This window comes from Pseudodesulfovibrio nedwellii (genome assembly GCF_027923765.1).
Lineage (GTDB): Bacteria > Desulfobacterota > Desulfovibrionia > Desulfovibrionales > Desulfovibrionaceae > Pseudodesulfovibrio > Pseudodesulfovibrio nedwellii.
Genome location: NZ_AP026709.1, coordinates 1,518,654 through 1,534,071, shown reverse-complemented (window position 1 = coordinate 1,534,071; position 15,418 = coordinate 1,518,654). Strand labels below are relative to the sequence as shown.

Annotated in this window: 16 protein-coding genes; 4 read left to right on the top strand and 12 right to left on the bottom strand. The window is 44.7% G+C overall.

The genetic code is table 11. The features are described from left to right. Nucleotides 1-2 precede the first annotated feature (2 nt). The 7 genes from SYK_RS07285 to SYK_RS07255 form a co-directional block, all read right to left on the bottom strand. On the bottom strand, nt 3-473 hold the full coding sequence (locus tag SYK_RS07285; RefSeq protein ID WP_281762930.1) for an ATP-dependent zinc protease family protein: 471 nt from the start codon (nt 471-473) through the stop codon (nt 3-5). Continuing rightward, on the bottom strand, nt 466-1,158 hold the full coding sequence (locus SYK_RS07280; protein ID WP_281762929.1) for an SET domain-containing protein: 693 nt from the start codon (nt 1,156-1,158) through the stop codon (nt 466-468). The genes SYK_RS07285 and SYK_RS07280 overlap by 8 nt, the downstream gene beginning before the upstream one ends. A gap of 39 nt (nt 1,159-1,197) precedes the next feature. Further along, nucleotides 1,198-1,470 carry a hypothetical protein gene (locus SYK_RS07275; RefSeq protein WP_281762928.1) on the bottom strand — a complete coding sequence of 91 codons (273 nt, stop codon included), beginning with the start codon at nt 1,468-1,470 and terminating at the stop codon, nt 1,198-1,200. Between the two features lie 11 nt (nt 1,471-1,481). Next, nucleotides 1,482-2,036, bottom strand: a complete 555-nt coding sequence (locus tag SYK_RS07270; protein WP_281762927.1) for a GNAT family N-acetyltransferase — start codon at nt 2,034-2,036, stop codon at nt 1,482-1,484. A 37-nt stretch (nt 2,037-2,073) separates the two neighbouring features. Then, the gene (locus SYK_RS07265) at nt 2,074-2,544 is read right to left on the bottom strand and encodes a hypothetical protein (protein ID WP_281762926.1); all 471 of its coding nucleotides are present in this window, start codon (nt 2,542-2,544) and stop codon (nt 2,074-2,076) included. Between the two features lie 3 nt (nt 2,545-2,547). Further along, nucleotides 2,548-2,820: a hypothetical protein gene (locus SYK_RS07260; protein ID WP_281762925.1), complete on the bottom strand. Its 273-nt coding sequence runs from the start codon at nt 2,818-2,820 to the stop codon at nt 2,548-2,550. A gap of 274 nt (nt 2,821-3,094) precedes the next feature. Beyond that, a complete protein-coding gene (locus SYK_RS07255) occupies nt 3,095-4,492 on the bottom strand; it encodes a sigma-54-dependent transcriptional regulator (protein ID WP_281762924.1) in 1,398 nt (465 codons plus the stop codon). Nucleotides 4,493-4,924: 432 nt separating this feature from the next. Here SYK_RS07255 and SYK_RS07250 point away from each other — a divergent pair, with 432 nt between their 5' ends. After that, on the top strand, nt 4,925-5,800 hold the full coding sequence (locus SYK_RS07250; RefSeq protein ID WP_281762923.1) for a sigma 54-interacting transcriptional regulator: 876 nt from the start codon (nt 4,925-4,927) through the stop codon (nt 5,798-5,800). Beyond that, nucleotides 5,767-6,177 (top strand): AAA-type ATPase lid domain-containing protein, encoded by a 411-nt coding sequence (locus tag SYK_RS17745; protein ID WP_488663692.1) that lies wholly within the window; start codon nt 5,767-5,769, stop codon nt 6,175-6,177. Before SYK_RS07250 ends, SYK_RS17745 begins: the two co-directional genes overlap by 34 nt. Nucleotides 6,178-7,256: 1,079 nt before the next feature. Here SYK_RS17745 and SYK_RS07245 read toward each other — a convergent pair. From SYK_RS07245 to SYK_RS07225, 5 genes are all read right to left on the bottom strand, one after another. Further along, nucleotides 7,257-7,850, bottom strand: coding sequence for a site-specific integrase (locus SYK_RS07245; protein ID WP_281762922.1), 594 nt, complete (start codon nt 7,848-7,850; stop codon nt 7,257-7,259). Further along, nucleotides 7,851-8,405, bottom strand: coding sequence for a hypothetical protein (locus SYK_RS07240; RefSeq protein ID WP_281762921.1), 555 nt, complete (start codon nt 8,403-8,405; stop codon nt 7,851-7,853). It abuts the gene before it with no gap. Between the two features lie 3 nt (nt 8,406-8,408). Then, a complete protein-coding gene (locus tag SYK_RS07235; protein ID WP_281762920.1) occupies nt 8,409-8,615 on the bottom strand; it encodes a helix-turn-helix domain-containing protein in 207 nt (68 codons plus the stop codon). Between the two features lie 92 nt (nt 8,616-8,707). Then, on the bottom strand, nt 8,708-9,226 hold the full coding sequence (locus SYK_RS07230; RefSeq protein WP_281762919.1) for a hypothetical protein: 519 nt from the start codon (nt 9,224-9,226) through the stop codon (nt 8,708-8,710). A gap of 525 nt (nt 9,227-9,751) precedes the next feature. Then, nucleotides 9,752-10,996, bottom strand: coding sequence for a phosphatidylserine decarboxylase (locus tag SYK_RS07225; RefSeq protein ID WP_281762918.1), 1,245 nt, complete (start codon nt 10,994-10,996; stop codon nt 9,752-9,754). 360 nt (nt 10,997-11,356) lie between these two features. Here SYK_RS07225 and SYK_RS07220 point away from each other — a divergent pair, with 360 nt between their 5' ends. Together SYK_RS07220 and SYK_RS07215 are read left to right on the top strand one after the other, a co-directional pair. After that, nucleotides 11,357-12,700: an AMP-binding protein gene (locus SYK_RS07220; RefSeq protein WP_281762917.1), complete on the top strand. Its 1,344-nt coding sequence runs from the start codon at nt 11,357-11,359 to the stop codon at nt 12,698-12,700. Nucleotides 12,701-12,933: 233 nt separating this feature from the next. Further along, the gene (locus tag SYK_RS07215) at nt 12,934-15,414 is read left to right on the top strand and encodes a DUF3089 domain-containing protein (RefSeq protein WP_281762916.1); all 2,481 of its coding nucleotides are present in this window, start codon (nt 12,934-12,936) and stop codon (nt 15,412-15,414) included. The last annotated feature ends 4 nt before the right edge of the window (nt 15,415-15,418 follow it).

Sequence of the window (15,418 nt, the reverse complement as noted above, 5' to 3'; positions counted from 1 at the left end):
CTTTAGTCTTTATAGATTTTTTCTGTGTTGACTATTCCGGTCTGATGAGATTGTTGTGGGTCGACAATGAGAACCCCTTTCATGGCTGAACGGCCAAGGAGCATTCGGAATTTCATCTCATCCCGGTTGGTCAGGGTGAGTTCGATTTCCCATTGCCGCCCCGCAATCTCAACGGTGGTGCCTATGACATATCTTTTTTGGCCTATTCCGCCGGAGTTGGTCACTTTTCGTTTGTCGATTACTCTTGCTTCACAAGGAATGGACACGTCGTCGCGCCCTTGAAGAGGGTGAATATAAAAGCGAACATATTTCTCTCCCGATCTTTCAAACGGTTCGATTTGAAAAGCATGGATCGCCGAGGTTTTGGCCCCGGTATCAATTTTGGCCTTGATGGCCGGAATAAAAAAATTGGGCAGCGAGATCCACTCCCGCCACCCGATGATCATCTTCGGTTGTTTTGGAGTTTTAGCCATTGTATCCTTGATTGGTATGCGGTGTACTGTCCGTCAAAATCTTCGACGTGTTAGTCCTGTTTTGGTGATATTTCAATGCAAGTACTGACGTGTAAGGGTCTTCACCACAAAGGTACGCTCTGAGCAGTGCTTTGGTTTTTGAATCCATGTATTTCATAAGTGGTTGGGGTACTGAGGTAACTTTTTCCAAGGCGGAAAGAATTTGTTCATCCCAAAGCGTGTGGAAATTATCAACATCATCAGGGCGAAGTAATTTGCGACACCCAATGCAGCCGCATGCTATTGGGGTGACTTCTTCAAGGTTAAACAGCCCATATTCATCGCAGATTTCTTCATCTTTCCATATGTTGCGTACCGCTATCTCGAAACCGTAGCCTGTGCTCATGGTATTGCAGTCACATCTGTGGTTGACAAATTTGGCGTGATCCCAGCTCAGGATACGGACACCGTGTTCGTCTATGTATGAATATTTTTCGGCTATGATCTTGTGTTGCTCGTCCAGTTCATTAAATGCCGTGTCGGACAACTCAATTTCCAGTCGGTCTTTGACGTACACAATGGTTCCACGAGGGATATCTACTGTTGCAAAAACGCCATATCCAATAGTCGGATTGACGAAGCGCACTTCAGTATTGGGATGTATCATTTCTGTATTCTCACAGGATGCTTTGATTGGTCTGTACATGATGAGACAAGCTTTTATGGTTGCCTGCGGAAATAGGATCTACCATTTGTCATCATTGTCATAATCAAGTTCGTCATCCACTTTGAAATTGCGGATTCGGATGCGATATTCATCATCAGTTTCTTCAACAATGCCCTGAGCTGTCACCCATTTGTCTATGTGATCTGTAAGCCTTTCGCCGTTATCATCATTCTCGATGATGAACTCTTCCTCTCCATCCACAAGGAGGATGAGGCCTGTCACGGCATCATTATTCCAGTCCACAGGAAGGATTTGACCATAAATAGTGTCTTCATAGATGTCTGAAGCCATGCTTTTGTCCTCTATTGGAAATTATCGCTGTTCTCGACGGATTCAAGTAAGCGGCAATAAACAACACCATCGTCTTTGGGGATGAATTGTTTGAAAAAATGTTGTTCCATAACATAACCGTTTGCTTCATAAAAAAGCCGGAGTTCTTCAAAGTCACGGCTGTCGCCAGTCTCAAGGAGAATGCGTTTCCCATTGGCAGCCAACGTGATGCGTTCCATTTCCACGATGAGGGCTGAACCAATTCCAAGCCGTTGATATTCAGGAGTTACGGCGATTCCGAACAGTTCAAAATTGTGTGCCCAATGAGAAATTTCGGCAAAGCATAGAAACCCTATAGGTTTATCACCATCGGGTGTGTTGATCTTGGCCTGTAGAAAACAGCATGAAGTGTTATCCCCTTGATAAGCGCAGCCCCATGCCATGTCTTCGGCTGCGAGCAATTCGTTGGGAGTGAACAAACCACTGGTTCTCGCCATATCGAGAAGACTTTCAACGTCTTTTGGAGAAACTCCGGAGGTAATGTTGACTTCGCAAACATCGCCCTCAAAAACTTCATTTTTAATCATGGGTGTTTCCATGGTTATGTCGCCCTTCCTGCGGTTGTCATGAACAGAACGATGTGCCGACTATCGGCACATCGTTCTTTCCCTGTTCGAAGGTCCTATTTGCGCAATACCAGCATGCCAGTCCGCAGGGAGTCAATTGGCGTGCATGTCCAGAATGGTATTGCACAGTCCGAGTCAAGAATTGCCTGTTGTAATCAATGCCTATGTTGTCATCGTGAAGGAATTCGTCTGAGGACAGATGAACTTCAAATACATCAATGACTGGCATTTCTGTGTTGTAAATTAGATCACCAAAGATGATACAGGTGCGTCCTTCTATGCCGATATCGTCAACGCCGAGGAGAAGATATTCCTGCGTTCCGTCGTTGATGGTTAGGCCTTTTTCGGAGTTGACCACCAGCCCTTTGATTTCAATGGGGTTGTGCGGCTGATCTTCGGCATAGACTCGTGCTGTAAATGTTCCAATCATTAAGGCCGATATGAGCATTGCCGTAAAAAATATCTGCATACTTTAGCTCAGTGTTGTCTTTTCAATAACATCAATATGTTCAACAATAATGGATTCGTCCCCGTCATCTTTTAGGATGGTGCCAGTTATTCTTGCCTCTTTTTGAGAAAGTGAGAATAGGATCGGAAATTTGTCCAGATTTTCAACGCGAATCTCACGTTCATCCTTGCAGGCAATGAGGAGCTCCGTTACTTGGAAGCTATTGTCCCATTCTTTAGGAACAACGACCCCCCTAACGGTTTCCTTTTGATGCGCAGATGTTTTTTGTCGTTTCATACTTTCTCGTCCTTACTTTGGACGAAGGAAAGTTAGCAGAGAACGTGCCAAGGCTTTAAGTGGTTGTAATTTAACACAAAGAGATCTTTTGTGAGGTCACAGAAGGGAACTCATAGTTCCTTTCTGTAGGAAAGAAGGAGTTTCTGCAGGATAATTTGAGAAAAGTTGAGTCGTTTTGAGCGTGGTTTAGTCAAGTATGATCTATTATATTAGCGGCATAGATAGAGATAAGAACTTTTAGTTCTTGTGTTTCTCGTATGGGAACCAGGAGTTCCTATTTTGACAGCCTGAAGTCCTTTCGTTCCAAGCCGTGTCTTTTTATGAGTTTGTTCAACTGTCGAGTGCTGATGCCTGCTTTTTCTGCGGAGTCCTTGATAATACCATTGCATTGCTCAAGCAGGCTGGATAAATATTGTTTTTCGAATTTGTCGATGGTTATCTGTCGAGCCTCTTTGATTGGAAGGCTGGTCCTTATGGGGGAGGTCATTATCTCTCTCTGAGTGTCGAGAAGGTCAGGAGGGAAGCTCTCTGGTTGTAAGACTTCAGTCGCTTCCAAAATACAGGCACGTTCAATGATATTTTCGAGTTCCCGAACATTGCCGGGCCAGTCGTATTCTTGAAATGCGTCGAGAACTTCGGGGTGGATGCCTTTGATTTCAGTATTTAAAAGGCCGTTGAATTGTTGGATGAAACTTTCTGATATTCGAGCAATGTCCTCAATCCTGTTGCGTAACGGTGGTATGCATATGGGAAAAACATTGAGTCTGTAAAATAGATCGCGTCTGAATCGACCTTCGTCGCAAAGCTGTCCCATATCCTCATTGGTGGCAGCAATGATGCGAACATCAACATGGATGTCTTTTTCTCCGCCTACGCGTTGAATAATTCGTTCTTGAATGACGTTAAGAAGTTTGACCTGCACAGACTGACTTACCGTGCCGATTTCATCGAGAAAGAGAGTCCCTCCATGAGCGAGTTCGAACTTGCCGAGTTTACGTCGGACAGCGCCGGTGAATGATCCCTTTTCATGACCAAACAGTTCACTTTCCACCAGGGAATCCGGGATAGCTCCACAATGTAAACTGATGAAGGGCATATCCTTACGGTTACTGTGACTGTGAAGGAGTTTGGCGATGAGACTTTTCCCGGTTCCGGTTTCTCCTGTGAGGAGGACGGTAGTTCGAGTCCCGGCGACTTGTCTGATCTTGACGAAAACATCCCGCATGGCTTGGCTTCGTGTGTCTACATAATCAAGAGAATCTTCATTCCAGAATTGGCCACGCAAATAATCAAGTTCAGATTGTAACACATCAGACTCATGGACTTTGTCCATAACGAGACCGAGTTCTTCTTTGCCAATAGGGTGGGTGAGATAGTCGAAGGCTCCAGCTTTAACCGCGTCAACTGCAGCCTTGGTCTGTTCTTCTTCGGCCATGACCACGATTGCGGCTGAAGGGTAGTGCTCCCAAAGTCCTTGAAGTGCTTTATTAATAGATTCGTTATTCCCAACCAATGATCCTACATCAACGAAAAGTGTGTCCACTTCTCGATCATCATTTGGATCTGACGATTCCAACGTTGTTTCCGTCAGGATATCGTCGTTTCGATTTAATAAATTCCCAACATCCTCGGAGCGGCTTCCGTCGCGTGTGATAACTAGCATTTTTCTCATGGTTTGACCTCAAAATCAGAATTACTGACATTCCAACTGAAGGACAACTGTAAAATGACCATTCTACACGGAGAAGGCCTAAAGTGGGCTTGGTTGTAAGAAATGTGGTCACTTTGTCGGACCACTGAGTTGTGATTTAAGGTAATGGGATGAACCTGTTTCTTACATTTAGCTTGTACTTCATGAACAAGTTTGTTGGCAGCCTCGGCTGACTTTGATGAAAAGCCAAAGAGCTTATTAAAGGGGCGGGGCCATTATATTACTTCTTTTCCCAAGTGCCTCGACTCCCTTGTCCGTAAGGGAGCCGAGGCATGCTATGGGGAAGGTGTTACACAAAAAAAATGTGAAATGTTTTCGTGCGAAGATGTTTTAATAATTGTTCCCACCCTTGCTCGCGACACGCTGTTTATCCTAAGCGCACAAGGTGTCAGAATGGAATATGAAACCGATGTCATTGCTCAAACCATTACGGCACTGGAATTGACACAGCCCGGAATTCTTATATCTGAACTCCCCATACCTGAAAACCTGCTTCCATTTTCTTTCTGCCAAGCAGATCAATTCAGTATTGTTTTAAGCCACGCACATGGTCAATTTAGCAGTGCCCTCTGTTTTGCCTCCCCAACGGAACATGAATCCCGTTTACAAGAAGCGGAAATGGCGAGATTAATTCTTTCGCACGTCATGGACAGTATTTTACGCGCCATAGCTCAAGAAGAGGAACTTCGTCGGTTGCGCGTCAGTCCTGGAGGTGAGGTACATTTTTGCGGCATTGTAGGCAGCCATCCTTCGATGCAACGAATATATTCGCTCATAGAAAATGCTGGTCCGTCAGACGCTACAGTACTCATTCAGGGCGAAAGCGGAACCGGAAAAGAGTTAGTGGCTCACGCACTGCATGAAAAAAGTTTACGGGCGTCCAAGCCATTTGTCGTCATTAACTGTGCCGCATATCCTGAAACGCTTATTGAAAGCGAATTGTTTGGATACGAAAAGGGCTCGTTTACCGGCGCAATCAAAACCAAAAAAGGACGATTTGAACAAGCCGAAGGCGGAACGGTGTTCCTTGATGAAATCGGAGAAATTCCCCACTCCACCCAGGTCAAACTCCTCAGAGTCTTACAAGATCACCAGTTCGAAAGGTTGGGAAGTGATCATACTATAAAAGGAGATATCCGCATTATTGCGGTGACTAACAGGAATCTCGAAAAAGAAGCCAAGACTGGAAATTTCAGAGAAGATCTTTTTTATCGTCTGAACGTCATTCCCGTTGAATTGCCGCCTTACGAGAACGCCAAAGCGACATAATCCTGCTGGCAAGACACTTTCTAAAAAAATATGCAAAACAACAAGAACGGGAATCCGTAGAAATTCATCCTAGAGTATTTTCAATACTACAAGAATACCCATGGCCTGGAAATGTACGAGAACTGGAAAATGTTATGGAGCAAGCTGTGGTCCTTGTCCAGAATGACCTCATTACTCCCTCTGACATTTCTTCCCGATTGGGCACTACAGTCCCGCAATCCCCCCAACAAAGTACACTCGTTACCATGGAAAAGCAGGCCATTGTCGATGCATTGGATAAATGTAATTGGAACAAGAGCAGGGCCGCTGAATTGTTGGGGATAGGACGGACATCTTTGTATTCGAAGCTGAAAAAATATAAAATATCAATGAAATAGTTTGAGTTTAACAAACTGTTTGCTGATTTCGTATCCGTTATATGTCCGTTCAGTTTTCTGCACAATGTTCAAGTAGTGACATTCCACACCTATTGCACGCGCTGTTGTATAGTGCCCGAAGTCGCTATACGATGAATAAGTAGACTAATTACAGGTGTGTTGGTAGGTGCACCCAAGGAATATATTTAGAGACGTGGGTTCGTCCCCCCATCCGTTCTACCAAAAGTCGATTTTATGTCACCTATGTGTCCTAAATGTTTTTTTGTTTTCTTAGTGTGCGGCTGACTTGTCCTGCACCGGATTATGCCGCAATGTCTCAAGGTTGGTGTATACGCTCAGTCATGCGTGGATCCTTGTGTCTGATTATGGCCGCCGTATGTTTGGTCGGGTCGCCTGTCAGCACGATGTTCGTGCCGTAAGTTTGGCAGTTGCCATGGAAGTTGAGCTTCCGCATGTATTGCCGATGGTGTGCCAGGCTTTGTTGAAGTTGGTAAACAGAGTGCCATTAAGTCATCCGATGACATATCCTTCTTTTGCTTTGATCCCACATTTTTTCGAGATGAGCCTTTCGCTTGATCAGGGCTTCTCTTGTTCTCAGCATGATTGAGTAGAGCCTTTCTTGCGTATTCTTGGTGCGGAAGAAGTTGATAAATCCAGAGTTCTGAAACTTCAGACCAATGTGTGACCATTTGAGGTCAAGTACTTCTTGGCGCGCGCATCCAGTTTTATTGATACATATGAGTATCCTGGTTGATTTGGTTTTCCAGTGGCAAGTAATCTATAAAGGGATGTCTCGTGTCCTTTTTGTGTCCCAATCCACAGCTACAACATGCGTAATCCATTGAAATCAGGCGCCTCCTACACGACGTGCACACGATGCTCAAATCAGAATATTCGGGCGAAAGCTCTTTGTTTTTAGTTGGTTAATCCATTGTCGCACCCACAGGCAATCTTGAATGGCATTCAAGAGGTCGTGGGTTCGATTCCCTCCAGCTCCACCACAAGAAAAATAAGGATTTCAAGTGAATACTTGGAGTCCTTTTTTCATGTCTTTGGGGGCTGTCTCGAGAATATGTCCGCTATGTGTTCCTTTTTTTCGAGGCCATAGCTTTTGGGGCTTCATAATGAGCGGCCAGGTTGTCCTGAATGACGTTTTCTCTTGCTGCTTCGAGGTGGGAATAACGATCCGCCATGCGGAGCGTCTTGTGGCCGATCATCTCCTTAGCATGTTTGAGCGTGCCGCCTGCCATAATGATGTTGGAGCAGTAGGTATGCCTGTTGTCGTGGAAATGGAAGTCCTTGAGGCCAAGTGATTTACAAACACTTTTCCATGCCGATTTGAATTCGCTCATCCGGCTGCCATCCAGATGCCCTACAACGAAATCTCCTTTGTTGGAGATTCCTCTGAGTTTTCGCATCTTGCTGATGTGAGCTTTGCGAGCCAGGAGCGCCTTCCTCGTTCTGGGCATGATCCGGTGGACTCGTTCTACTTTGGTCTTGGTTCTGTAGAATCGGATGATTCCAGTTTCACCATAATTCAAAGTAATGTCAGACCATTGCAAATCCAAGACTTCCTGTTTGCTCAAGCCATGTTCAACTGCCAGCAGGGTTGCTAAAGGTAGATAGTGTTTTGCACGACCTTTGGCTGCTTTCTCAAGTAGCTTTTCAACCATTTATGGCTGCATGAATTGCTTTCGCTCATGTCCCTTTTCACTCAGATATTTAATACCTGTGGTTGGGGCTTTCTTGATGGCTTTGCATTCAACAGCCTTCGCAAAGACTTGCTTGAGAATGAACATCTGGCGGTTTGCCAATGCCATAGAACGATTGGCTGCAACTTCCGCCCGGTAATCAAGTAAGTCTTCTTTGCTGATTGTCCCCAAAACCGTTTTGCCCCATTTCTTGAGCAATGGTTTGAGGAAACTCAGATAGCCTTTCAAAGTGGCGATGCTTAGATCACCTTCCTTGTGTCTGCGTTGCCATTCGTAAACGCATTTATTTGCAATGCTGCCGAATGTTTGCGCCAGCTCATTTTTCTTGTTCTTTCTTGGTTTAGGGAGCTTCCCCTCGTCCAATAATGAGCGAAGTTTGTCGGCTTCCTGCATGGCAAGCGACTTTCGTCTGAATGTCGCATGATGGTGCTTTTTCCCGGATTCAGGTTCCAGGTATTGAATTACGTAGCTTTTGCCTTTCTTACGTGGGCGTGTGGTGATGGTGACTGTAGCCATAGCTTAGTCCTCCCACGAGTATCCGTCCTTGCTTCTCCCTATTTGGTTTTCAATGAACTCAAGCACATCGGTATAGCGGATGAGCTTGCGAGAGCGTACCAAAATAATGGGCAATTCACCACTGTCTAGCATGCGCGAAACAGTTGATCTATGCACGCGCAGTATATCGGCGATTTCCTGAATATTGAGCAGTATTTTCTGATTAGTCATAATTTTCTCCAAGCAGTTTCATTCACCCTGATATGCAGGGCGTGCATAGAAACTAGCGAGCGGAGGCACATGAGTCTCGGACAGTTCTAATCTTATTTTTGTCCGGTCCGATGAAGACCCCAGAAAAGTAAGTTGCGGCGAACAGCCTTTTCAAAAGACTGGGGGGACATCTCCAAGTCTGGGTCAGTGAGTCCAATCCCTCTTTTTTGAGCAGATTGGTCGAAGAGGTCTTGGACTTGTGGATAGGTGAGTGGGGAGCCGAGGTGCTTGGACAAACCATACAAGAAGGCTGCAAGGAAGGTTTTCACTTTCGTGACACTCAGCTTTCGAGGTGCGCCTTCAAGAGCTTTGATGAGTCGCTTGAATTCGGGGCTTGCTGGATTGGCTCCATATTGAGCTATATGGCGTGAAATTTTGGTGTCTCCAATAACTCGTTTATCAATTCGGAGCAGCTTATCCAGAGCGTCCAAATTCCCGAGCCGCGCTTTTCGATATAATCCGGTCGGAGTTTCGAAATAATGCAGCCAGCAGGGGAGAAATATTCGGAAAGTGAAAAAGCCTTCGTTTGAAAGCGGGAATTCTCCGGTTTCCGGGTAATTCTCCGAAAACATTAATTCCGAAATTAAAATTTCGACCGGATGTTCATATTCGAAATACTTTCATTATTTAAGCTAGTTATGATTTGTCCGCTTTCGATTTCAAGTTTGTTGGATAAATCGGGCAAAACCGAAAATATATTTTCCAGCGAAATATCCAAAACTTTTCGATGTGATCGGTAAAATTTCAGCCATTTGGAAATAGGAATTTCAATCTGGAATTCATCTTGAGCCTGCTGCGTTGAAATTAGCGCATAGTGAAGGCTTTCCGCTACAGGGGCGATGTCGGGAGAGGCGAGGGATTTTAAAAGAGGAATCATAGGGTTACGTTTTTATTGGTTAGGGGTGTGATTGCGCATCAAACATATTTTAACCTATAATATTGAGCAAGCGCACAGTTTTTTTTGTCAGTCTTTTTAAACTTGCGACTGAGCGTTCCAAACAACCGTGACTATCTCTGTCTTTTTTCTCTGCAAAGAAATGAATACAGCCCGGAAACAAGATTGTTTCCGGGCTGTATTCATTATAATTTCTTAGACGCTAATCATTTGAGTCGGTATCAAATGTTCCGATTTGATTTCCTAGGCGGACTTTAATCGCACCGGAACTGTATTTACCGGGTTCAAAAATCAAAATGACCATAGATCCTCCGTAAAGGAAGTGTCCCAGTTCATCACCGCGCTTGATCGTTACCGGACCTTTCGCTTTGAGGAATTTGTCCTTGAACACAACTGAGCCGACGGTGCTCAGGCCTACTGGGACAACTCCTACCAGGCCGTATTTCCCGGTATCTATGACAAAATAACCGCGTGCATAGCTTTCGAACGCGCCGAAGCTTGCTCCGTGAGCCCCTACATTGCCATCAGCCGGAGCGAATTTTGGAAAATCTTCCATGCCGATCAGTGCTCCATCCACAAGGCGGGTTTCGAGAACCTTACCGCCGACCGGAGCATGGTAATAGTGGTAGGTGTTAGGCATCAGGATGCATGACAGAGCCGTGCCGCCGACAAACTTATTCCAATAGCGTGAACCGGCCAGCAACTCTTTAATATTCAGTTCCTGAGTACCTTTGGTCCTAAGCTGAGTGCTTCCGTCTACAATTGTTACAGGAATAGGATTCATAATGGCATCGGTCGGTGAGGAGATTACATAATCTCGGTCCGGCATGGTTTGCGGACGAACCTTGTTGATATCTTTAAACTTGCGGGAGAAAAATTCATTGTAGGATTTAAATCCGCCGTCAGCAGCTGTGGGATCGGGCAGGACATATTCTTCTTTTTCGATGCGTATGTCAGCGAGCCATTTGGCTACATTCTTTGTTGAAGCTTTGCTGGATAAAAACTCACCGCGTTCACGCACGAAAAGGTCAAAGATCTCAACTCCCGGCGAAGTTTGAAAAGCGGCTCTGCCAAATGGGTTTTTATATGCAAAAACGTCCATCTGTTCGATGTATTTAAGCCCATTATCACTACTGCCTTTTGCCTCCGGTAAAAAAGAACTCCATTCCACAAAAAACGGAATCAGGTCGGCAAATGATTTGCCGATCCAAGGATTTCCACCTTTCATGTATCCTTCCGGGAGGGGCTGCATGTTTTTAAATGCCTCATCAATAAGCACTTTAAAGACTTTATCATTACTGTAGGCCTCGATGAGATTTGTAATTGACCTTTTACATGGGCAATCGTCAGGGACGGCTACCTTTTGGGCTGCAATGGATATGGTTGAAATGGAAGCGAATATTGTAAATGCAAATACAAATGAGAGTATACGGAAACTGTTTTTCATAGGTCACGACCTGGGATAAAAGTTGGCTTTAGTTTTAATAAAACAAAAACATTGAAAAACTAATTAAATATAACGCAATCTTAAATGTAAGTATAATGAAATAAAATTAAATGTCGGTATTTGTTGCTGTTGTAAAAACTATACTTTTCAAATTAAAAGAATGCGCTTAAACATGCATGTCTTTAAATAATGCGTCAGTTGTTTCTGGCACCTTTTTTATCTTATAATATTACATTTCTGAGACCGATATTGATGTTGTCTTAATAAGAATATTTTCAAACAAGACTTAACGCGAACGAAGTGCGAGGAATTTGTTTTAATTCTATTTTTCCAATCAGTTGCAAGCATGAGTAAACTTTTATGAATATAATTACCCTGATGGCCCAGTTGCGAAAATTTAAAAATGATTCAGAACTTACTTCTCAAAGAGTGCAGGAGTTGTCTCGTCAACGATTTTCAATCTTGTTGGAAAAAACGTACCACTCATCTGAGTTCTACCGCGACTTTTATAGTGCCCATGGAATCAAGCCTAAGGATCTTCCTGACGTTGCCCCAGCTGATCTGCCGATACTTGACAAAGCACTGGTGATGGAGAATTTTGACTCCTTGATTACTGACAAGTCCATTACGCGCAGAGCGGTTGAGGACTTTATCACCCAGGATTTCAATCCAAAGAATCGCTTTCAAGGCAATGCAATTATTCACACATCCGGCTCTACCGGGGTCCCCGGGATATTTGTCTATTCAAAAGATGAATGGAATTTCATCGTCGCTCTTTTGACTGCACGGATTAAGCACCCGATGCCGAAAGCCTTTTGCCGATTCAAGTTGGCGTTTATCGGGGCAACCATCGGACATTTTGCCGGGGCAACACTGACCGCTGATGCGCCTCGACTCATCTACAATATGAAGCAGTTCTCCAAGCCGGAAGACACCGAAGGCTTGATACGGGATATGAACGAATTCCAGCCCGATATCATTTCAGGCTATGCAGGAGTCATCCATCAACTCGCTTTGGCTCAGCTTGATGGCCGGTTAAAAATTAAACCGAAACGGATACAATCCTCCGGGGAAGCACTCTCTGACCAGATGCGGGAGGCCGTTGACAAGGCATTCAATCTTGATGTGGTGAATTTGTACGCATGCTCGGAGTCCATTCTCTTGGGTATTCAGAAAAGCAGTCAGGACCCTTTCCTTCTTTTTAATGACTGGCACCACATTGAAGTGGTGAATGAGGACAACGAAGTTCTCCCGGAGGGCACCCCCGGCTCCCTCTTGATAACGCCACTTTATCGTTCACTCCAGCCGCTCATCCGGTACCGGATGTCTGACACCGTGGCACTCAAGACAACGGACCAACCGTTTATCACGCTTGATACATTTGCAGGCAGAGAGACAGATGCTCTCACTTTCGTTGATGACGAGGGCAAGGGGCATCCGCTTCATCCATTCAAGCTGGTTGATTTTTTTGCGCCAGGTTTGAACAAATTCCAGTTTGAACAGACCGCGCCCAACGCCTTGCTCGCCCGGATCACGGTTGCCGACGGCTATAGCGACACCAAGCAGTTGGCAGAGGAACAGCTCTTGGACATTCTCAGAAAAGAGCAGCTTGAGTTTGTGTCTTCAAGCGTCGAAGTCGTGGACTCCATAGGACTGAATCCCAAAACCGGGAAATTCAAACTCATTCTGCCGTTTTCCGAATAGTTGCACAGGATGACGAAGCGTTGATTTGATGATGACACAGCAGGAACAGATAAATGGTGAGGCACTTTCTGATGTGCTTCTTCAATTGTACGATATGCCTCACGGGACATTTTTTTTGAGTAAGTGTTTCATTTGATAGACGACTATGTCCTTTTCAGGGTTTTGGTTATTCCATTGTTGACATCAGAGCGAAAGCTCCCAACAGGCCAATGTGCTCCGTAAGGTGAAAGAATATGAGATCCAATACGCCGCGAACAAATCCAGCTGATGCGGTTATTCCGCGCAGTCCTGCCTACGACCAAACGAACGACTGGCTGGTTTTGCCGAAAAATCCAGATGAGCACCCTGTTGATGTTTTTTGGGTGTATCCAACCATATTGAACAATGACATACAGTGGTTAATGGATATTGACGATCTAGGTTTGCGCCAAGCTGCTATGGAGACTGTCATCACGCAAGCGAGCGTTTTTGAAGGGCAGACCAATATTTATGCTCCCGCGTATCGGCAAACGAATATTGCAACGCTGTTTACTCAAGGCGACACCACACTCATTCATCAAACGGCAAATCAGGATGTTGAAGCTGCGTTCAAATATTACCTTGCTAATTACAACAATGGGCGTCCGTTCATTTTGGCAGGTCACAGTCAAGGATCTGAACACCTTGTGGAGATTGCGACAAGACTATGGGGAACATCTCCGAAACATAACCTGCTTGTCGCGGCGTATACACTCGGTTGGTCTGTAACACCGGGAGACATAAAAAAGAACCCGGCAATCAAGGTGTGTAAAAATGACGATCAAACGGGTTGTTTCATAGCCTACAACAGCATCGCCCCCGGCAAACAGTCAAAGATAGAATCTTTGACCAGGGGAAAGAGCTACGTGGTCAATCCGCTTACATGGAAGACCGACAGTGTCTTTGCTTCAGCCTCGCTGAACCAGGAGTCGATTTTTTTCAACGAGGATGGCTCAACGACGAGTCGCGCACATTTCGCGACGGCTCAAGTTGTGAATAGTGCCCTTCAGGTTCTTGCCGCAGATCCTTCGATAATTGGGCCGACAAGCGGTCCGTATGTCGGGATTTATCATTCGTTCGACTACTCTCTGTTTTATAAAAACATCCAAGATAACGTCGCGTTGCGTGTCAAGAGCTTTGCGAAAAAGCCCAAGGCCCGATTCGCTATCTTATCTGACCCGCATTACTGCAATGAGAAATTTATTGATGAAGGAACAGCTTTCCAAAAGTATTTGATAAGCAACCCTAAATTGTTCCATGAATCCGATGCGATCATGGAGGCGGCGGTTGATGAAATTATTGCAGCCGATGTCGATTTCGTACTTATTGCCGGTGATATGACTAAAGATGGCGAATCGCTGAATCATCATTTGGTGGCCGGTCATTTAAATAAATTGGAAAAGGCTGGAATCAGCACGTGGGTTACGACCGGCAACCATGATATTAATAACCGGGATGCCAAAAAATATGACGGAGACTCGACCTATCCCGTTCAAACAGTGACGCCTAATGAATTTGTCGAAATTTATGCAAAGAATGGGTATGCCGACGCTCTCGATCACGATCAAGAATCATTGTCTTACGTATGCGAACCGGTTCCCGGGGTAAAACTCATCGTCATTGATTCATGTATCTATGTCGATATTCTGCATAATGAGAACCCGACAAAACCGGTGACTGCCGGAAGAATCACTGCCAAAACGGAAAAGTGGATTATAGATCATATACACGAAGCCAAAGCAGAAGGAGCAATTGTTTATGGCATGATGCATCATGCCATCCTTGAGCATTTCTCTGGACAGAGTGAAACCTATGCAGACTTTGTGGTTCAGGATTTTGACAACCTATCTGAAAAATTTGCCAAAGCTGGTCTTGAGATAATGTTCACGGGCCACTTTCATGCAACTGATATTGTGACAAAATCATGGTCTGACAATAACGGAATTCATAGCCTGACAGACATTGAAACGGGCTCACTGGCCTCATATCCTGTGCCTTACAGAATTTGCACTATTCATGTAGATGGATCGTTAGACATCACTACGAAGAAAGTTGAAAAAATTGACTATGTAAAAGACGGTCACAGTTTCATGAGCGCGGGAGATCCGACCTTTCAAGAATATGCAAAAGCCTATGGAGCCAAGGGACTGCAAACGTTGGGAGAAATCGTCTACTCAAAACAAGGATTTAACGCGAAAGAAGGTAAATTACTTGGAAATCTTTTTGCCGAATCACTGATGGTTCACTATGCAGGAGATGAAAGTATCAATGAAGAAGCCAAACGTCATATTGATGCGGCTGCAGAGATTTCAGAATTTGTAGCGCAGGGTTTCTTGGCACTTCAGACAGATTTATATCCTGCTGATAATAACTTAAAGTCTCGAACCGTTTTTACCATTACGCCTAATAACGCATGCCACAAAGATGGTTGTAAAGTGACGATCAAAGGCAATGGTCTGGGCAATGGGGACGATATTACGAGTGTAAATATTATTGGAATTTCTGCTCCCATCATTAGTCAAACCAACAGTTCCGTTACGGTAACCGCAGAGGGGGGCACTCTTGGAACCGGTGATATTGAGATCAAATCAAAGAGCAAAGGAGTGACGAAGATAAAGGGAGCTTTTACGTATACAGATTGCAAATCAGTGAGAGCCTTTTCTACTCCTGTTATCTCGGCTCCAGTAGTAGAATAAATGA

Bases quoted from the DNA above. Each gene is read 5' to 3' on its own strand.
- SYK_RS07285 (WP_281762930.1), bottom strand. From the start codon at position 473: ATGGCTAAAACTCCAAAACAACCGAAGATGATCATCGGGTGGCGGGAG.
- SYK_RS07280 (WP_281762929.1), bottom strand. From the start codon at position 1,158: ATGTACAGACCAATCAAAGCATCCTGTGAGAATACAGAAATGATACAT.
- SYK_RS07275 (WP_281762928.1), bottom strand. From the start codon at position 1,470: ATGGCTTCAGACATCTATGAAGACACTATTTATGGTCAAATCCTTCCT.
- SYK_RS07270 (WP_281762927.1), bottom strand. From the start codon at position 2,036: ATGATTAAAAATGAAGTTTTTGAGGGCGATGTTTGCGAAGTCAACATT.
- SYK_RS07265 (WP_281762926.1), bottom strand. From the start codon at position 2,544: ATGCAGATATTTTTTACGGCAATGCTCATATCGGCCTTAATGATTGGA.
- SYK_RS07260 (WP_281762925.1), bottom strand. From the start codon at position 2,820: ATGAAACGACAAAAAACATCTGCGCATCAAAAGGAAACCGTTAGGGGG.
- SYK_RS07255 (WP_281762924.1), bottom strand. From the start codon at position 4,492: ATGAGAAAAATGCTAGTTATCACACGCGACGGAAGCCGCTCCGAGGAT.
- SYK_RS07250 (WP_281762923.1), top strand. From the start codon at position 4,925: ATGGAATATGAAACCGATGTCATTGCTCAAACCATTACGGCACTGGAA.
- SYK_RS07245 (WP_281762922.1), bottom strand. From the start codon at position 7,850: ATGGTTGAAAAGCTACTTGAGAAAGCAGCCAAAGGTCGTGCAAAACAC.
- SYK_RS07240 (WP_281762921.1), bottom strand. From the start codon at position 8,405: ATGGCTACAGTCACCATCACCACACGCCCACGTAAGAAAGGCAAAAGC.
- SYK_RS07235 (WP_281762920.1), bottom strand. From the start codon at position 8,615: ATGACTAATCAGAAAATACTGCTCAATATTCAGGAAATCGCCGATATA.
- SYK_RS07230 (WP_281762919.1), bottom strand. From the start codon at position 9,226: ATGTTTTCGGAGAATTACCCGGAAACCGGAGAATTCCCGCTTTCAAAC.
- SYK_RS07225 (WP_281762918.1), bottom strand. From the start codon at position 10,996: ATGAAAAACAGTTTCCGTATACTCTCATTTGTATTTGCATTTACAATA.
- SYK_RS07220 (WP_281762917.1), top strand. From the start codon at position 11,357: ATGAATATAATTACCCTGATGGCCCAGTTGCGAAAATTTAAAAATGAT.
- SYK_RS07215 (WP_281762916.1), top strand. From the start codon at position 12,934: ATGAGATCCAATACGCCGCGAACAAATCCAGCTGATGCGGTTATTCCG.